Origin of the sequence: Streptomyces sp. NPDC047880, assembly GCF_040706515.1 — a bacterium.
In the GTDB taxonomy this organism is placed as follows: domain Bacteria; phylum Actinomycetota; class Actinomycetes; order Streptomycetales; family Streptomycetaceae; genus Streptomyces.
The window spans coordinates 1-5,650 of record NZ_JBEZOK010000050.1; the positions used below are offsets into that span (position 1 = coordinate 1).

Below are 5,650 nucleotides of genomic sequence, written 5' to 3' on the forward strand. Positions count from 1 at the left end.
GCTTCCGGGGTGATCCCGGTGGGCTCGCCGGTCGCCAACACACAGACCTACGTCCTGGACGTAGGCCTGAAGCCAGTACCGGTCGGCGTGGTCGGTGAGCTGTACGTGGCAGGCGCACAAGTGGCCCGCGGGTATGTCGGCAGGCCCGGACTCACCTCCGAGCGGTTCGTGGCCTGCCCCTTCGGCACACCTGGCGAGCGGATGTACCGCACCGGCGACCGCGCACGGTGGACGGCCGAGGGGCGGCTGGTGTTCGCCGGACGTGCCGACGAGCAGGTGAAGATCCGAGGCTTCCGCGTGGAGCCCGGCGAGGTGCAGGCCGTAGTCGCCGCGCACCCGCTCGTCACCCAGGCCGCGGTCGTCGCCCGCGAAGACACCCCGGGCGATGTCCGCCTGGTCGCCTACATCGTCACCGACGAGACGGACGACACGGACACTGCCGAACTAGCCGAAGCAATAAGGGAGTTCGCAACATCTCGCCTGCCGGACCACATGGTTCCCGCAGCCGTAGTGGCCCTCGAGGCGCTGCCGCTGACCGGTAACGGGAAGCTGGACCGCAAGGCACTGCCCGCCCCCGACTACGCAGCGGCGGCGACGGCCGGTACGGGACGTGCGCCGGCAACCGTGCAGGAGGAGATCCTGTGCCAGGTGTTCGCCCAGGTCCTGGGCCTGCCCGCGGTCGGTGTGGACGACGACTTCTTCACGCTGGGTGGCCACTCCCTCCTGGCCGTGTCCCTGGTCGAGCAGCTGCGCGGCCGGGGCGTGTCCATCTCCGTGCGCGCACTGTTCCAGACCCCCACCCCCGCAGGCCTCGCGGCGGCCGCCGGGCCGGCCGAGGTGGTCGTGCCGCCGAGCCTGATTCCCGACGGGTCCGAGCACATCACCCCGGACATGCTCCCGCTGGTCGAGCTGTCCGAGGAAGAGGTCGAGCGGATCGTCGCGACGGTCCAGGGCGGCGCGGCCAACATCGCTGATGTGTATCCCCTGGCGCCTCTGCAGGAGGGGTTGTTCTTCCACCACCTGCTGCAGACGGACGGTGGCACGGACGTGTACGCGGCCCCGCGGGTCATGCAGTTCGACTCCCGGGACCGCCTGGACACCTTCCTCGGTGCTCTTCAGCGGGTGGTGGACCGGCACGACATCTACCGCACGGCGATCGTCTGGGAGCAACTGCGTGAGCCCGTGCAGGTTGTGGTCCGTACGGCCGAACTGCCCGTCCGAGAGGTCTCACTCGACCTGCAAGGCCCCGACGTGGTCGAGCAGTTGATCACGGCTGCCGGGTCGACCATGGACATCGGCCGTGCGCCGCTGATCGACGTGCACATCGCCGCACAGCCTGACCAGGACGGTGGATGGCTGGCGTTGCTGCGGATGCATCACCTGGTCCAGGACCACACCGGCCAGGACGTGCTGCTGGACGAGATGCGAGCGTTCCTGTCGGGACGGGAGGACTCCCTGCCCGAGCCTGTGCCCTTCCGGAACTTCGTCGCGCAGGCCCGACTCGGGGTGACACAGGAGGAGCACGAGCAGTACTTCGCCGACCTGTTGGGCGACGTGGAGGAGACCACCGCTCCGTACGGCCTGCTGGACGTGCACGGTGACGGCAACGGTGTCGTGCGTTCCCGGATGGACGTCGACGACGAGGTGGGCCGGCGAGTACGCGACGTCGCCCGCTCACTCGGTGCGAGCCCGGCCACCGTGTTCCACCTGGCCTGGGCCCGGGTGCTGGCCACCATCAGCGGCCGCGACGACGTCGTGTTCGGCACCGTGCTGTTCGGACGCATGAACGCCGGTGCGGGTGCGGACCGGGTGCCGGGGTTGTTCATCAACACCCTGCCCGTCCGCGTCCGTGTCGACGGGGTCAGTGTGGGCCGGGCACTGGAAGACGTACGCGACCAGCTCGCGGAGCTGCTCGTGCACGAGCACACACCGCTGAGGCTGGCGCAGCAGGCCAGTGGCGTCCCCAACGGCAGCCCGCTGTTCACCTCTTTGTTCAACTACCGGCATGGCAAGCGCCCACAGACGGAGCCCGGCCCGAACACCGCCACCTCGTCCAAGGGCATGAGCACGGTGTACGCCCGGACCGCCACCAACTACCCGGTGGCTGTGTCGGTGGATGACCTGGAGTCCAGGTTCGGGCTGAACGTGGACGCCGTGAGCCCGATTGACGGGCAGGCGGTGTGCCGGCTGCTGCACACCTGCCTGGACAGCGTGGTGACTGCCCTGGAGCACGACCCGGACAGCTCGTTGTCGTCGATGGAGGTCCTGGACACGGCCGAGAAGGACCGGCTGCTGGCGGACTGGAACGACACGGCGGTGGGGGGCGTCGCGTCGATGGTGCCCGCCCTGTTCGAGGCTCAGGTGCGTCGTACCGCGAGCGCGGTGGCGGTGGTCCAGGACGGTGCGGAGGTGTCGTTCGCGGAGCTGGAGGCACGGGCGAACCGGCTGGCGCGCTACCTGCGGGATCAAGGCGTGGGCGCCGAGTCCGTGGTGGGTCTGTGCCTGCCGCGCGGGATGCAGACGATCACGGCGATCTTGGGTGTGTGGAAGGCAGGGGCGGCGTACGTGCCGGTCGATTCCACGATGCCCACCGAACGCATCGCGTACGTGCTGGCGGACAGCGGTGCGGTGCTGACGCTGACCACGGGCGAGCTCCTCGAGTCACTGCCGGCGAGCGGGCATCGGCTGGTCGCGGTGGACGCGCCGGAGTCGATGCGGCCGTCGACGGAATCGGAATCGCCGACGGAGCCCGCAGCGCCGCTGCCCGGCCAGATCGCGTACGTGATCTACACGTCGGGTTCGACGGGGCGCCCCAAGGGCGTGGCGGTCACGCACGGCGGACTGGCCAACTATGTGACCACGGTGCCCCGGCAGATCGGGCTCGACAGGCCCGGTCGCTACGCGGTGGTGCAGGCCCAGACGACCGACTCGGGGAACACGCTGGTGTTCGCCAGTCTGGTCACCGGCGGAGAGCTGCACATCCTGGATGAGGACACGGTGACCGATGCGGTCGCGGTGAGCAGGTACCTGACGGACCACCGCATCGACTACCTCAAGGCCGTGCCCTCGCATCTCGCGGCGCTTACGGCCGGGCCCGAGGGTGCCGCCGGGGTGCTGCCGGGCAAGGCGTTGGTGCTGGGTGGTGAGGAGGCACCGCCGGAACTGGTGGCGGGCTTGCTGGCGGCGGCCGGTGAGCAGAGGGTGTTCAACCACTACGGTCCGACGGAGGCGACCATCGCGGTGGCGACGGCGCGGCTGTCTCCGGAGTCGATCGGCTCGGGTGCGGTGCCGGTGGGCGGACCGGTGGCCAACACGCGGCTGTACGCGCTGGACGCCCGTCTGCAGCCGGTTCCCGTGGGCGTCGCGGGCGAGCTGTACATCGCCGGTGCACAGGTGGCACGTGGCTATGTGGGCCGGCCCGACCTGACCGGTGAGCGGTTCGTGGCATGCCCGTACGGAGGTGCGGGCGAGCGGATGTACCGGACCGGGGACCTGGTGCGCTGGACCGGGGACGGCCAGTTGGTGTTCGCCGGTCGAGTCGATGAGCAGGTGAAGATCCGCGGATTCCGGATCGAGCCCGGAGAGATCGAGGCGGTGCTGGCCGCGCACCCGCAGATCACGCAGGCCGCGGTGATCGCACGGCAGGACACGCCCGGCGACACACGCCTGGTCGCCTACGTGGTCCCGGCTACCAACGGCGAGATCACCGACGCCCCCGCCGACGCCACGGTGGAGGCGGCCCTGTCGAATGTCCTGCCGGACGCCCTGCGTACGTGGGCGAGCGGTCGGCTGCCCGGTCACATGGTGCCCTCGGCTGTGGTGGCCTTGGACGCGTTGCCGCTGACGGTGAACGGCAAGCTGGACCGTGCGGCTCTGCCCGTCCCCGAGTACGCGGAGAGGCAGGGGCGCGGCCCGGCCACGCCACACGAGGAGATCCTCTGCCGGGCGTTCGCCCGCGTGCTCGGCCTGGAGCAGGTCGGAGTCGACGACGACTTCTTCGCCCTCGGCGGGCATTCGCTGCTGGCGACCCGATTGAGCAGCGAGATCAGAGAGGAACTGGGGACGGAACTGCCCATCCGGGCGGTCTTCGGCACCCCGACGCCGGCCGGGCTCGCGGTCTGGCTCGCACAGCAAGGTGACAGCCGTCGGAAAGCTAGGCCCGCGCTGCGGCCGATGCGCAGCCAGGAGGAGTCCTGATGATCCCGCTCTCGTTCGCCCAGCGTCGTTTGTGGTTCCTGGCACAGCTGGAGGGGCCGAGCACCACGTATACGAACCCGACGGTGCTGCGCTTCCCCGAGGCGCTCGACCGGGAAGCGCTGGAAGCGGCGCTGCGGGACGTGCTGCAACGGCACGAGGTGCTGCGCACGGTGTTCCCGGCGCCCGACGGCGAGCCGTACCAGCACATCCTGCCGGTCGACGAGACCGGGTTCGAGCTGGTCGTCGCGGATGTGGCTCCGGAGCACCTGACGGAGACCGTGGAGCACACCGTGCGGCACGCCTTCGACCTGTCCACGGAGATCCCACTGCGAGCCAGTCTGCTCACGGTGGGCCAGGAAGAGTGCGTGCTCGTCCTGCTCGTGCATCACATAGCTTGGGACGCCTGGTCGGCCGGCCCGCTGGCGCGTGACCTGTCGATGGCCTACGCGGCGCGACGCGAGGGCCGGGCGCCCGAGTGGGAGCCGCTGCCGGTGCAGTACGCCGACTACGCCATGTGGCAGAGGGAACTGCTGGGCGACGAGGACGACCCGGAGAGCGTGCTGTCCCAGCAGGTCGAGTACTGGCGGCAGGCCCTGACGGGAGTCCCCGAGGAGCTGTCGCTGCCGACCGACCGGCCGCGGCCCGCCGTCCCGACCCACCGCGGTCACCAGGCCGAGCTGGACATCCCGGCCGTCGTGCACGAGCGGCTCGTCACCATGGCACGCGAGCGAGGCATGAGCCTCTTCATGGTGCTCCAGGCGGCACTCGCCGTGACGATGTCCCGGCTCGGCGCCGGTACGGACATCCCGATCGGTTCAGCCATCGCCGGACGCACCGACAAGGCACTCCACGACCTGGTCGGGTTCTTCGTCAACACGCTCGTCATACGCACCGACCTCTCCGGCGATCCGACGTTCGCCGAGGTGCTGGACCGGGTCCGGGAGACGAGTTTCGGCGCGTTCGAGCACCAGGACGTGCCCTTCGAGCGGCTCGTGGAGGAACTGGCGCCGACCCGCTCCCTCGCGCGGCACCCCCTCTTCCAGGTCATGCTCACGCTGCAGAACGCCGGTCCGGCGAAGCTCGACCTGTCCGGCCTCAAGGCGTCCCGCATGACCCGCGGAACCGCCGCGGCGAAGTTCGACCTGGAGGTCGCAGCCGCCGAGACCTTTGACGCCGGGGGCGCGCCGGCCGGCATGCGTGGCGTGGTCACGGTGGCGGCCGACATCTTCGACGAGGAGACGGCCCACCAGATCGCGCGCCGCTGGGTCCGAGTGCTGTCGGCTGTGGCCGCGAACCCGTCGATGCGGATGAACTCGGTGGAGATCCTCGACGACGACGAGCGCCAGAAGCTGCTCGTGGACTGGAACGACACGGGGGTTGAGGAGTCGGGGTCGACGTTGCCTGAGTTGTTCGCGGCGCAGGTGGCGCGGACGCCGGGTGGGGTGGCTGTGGT

Annotated in this window: 2 protein-coding genes; both read left to right on the forward strand. The window is 70.2% G+C overall.

What is annotated here, in order from left to right; translation table 11 throughout:
• Positions 1-18: 18 nt before the first annotated feature.
• Positions 19-4,197: an amino acid adenylation domain-containing protein gene (locus AB0937_RS38310; RefSeq protein WP_366718809.1), complete on the forward strand. Its 4,179-nt coding sequence runs from the start codon at positions 19-21 to the stop codon at positions 4,195-4,197.
• Positions 4,197-5,650: condensation domain-containing protein (locus tag AB0937_RS38315; protein WP_366718811.1), on the forward strand; the 1,454-nt coding region annotated here is incomplete at its 3' end. The genes AB0937_RS38310 and AB0937_RS38315, both read left to right, overlap by 1 nt.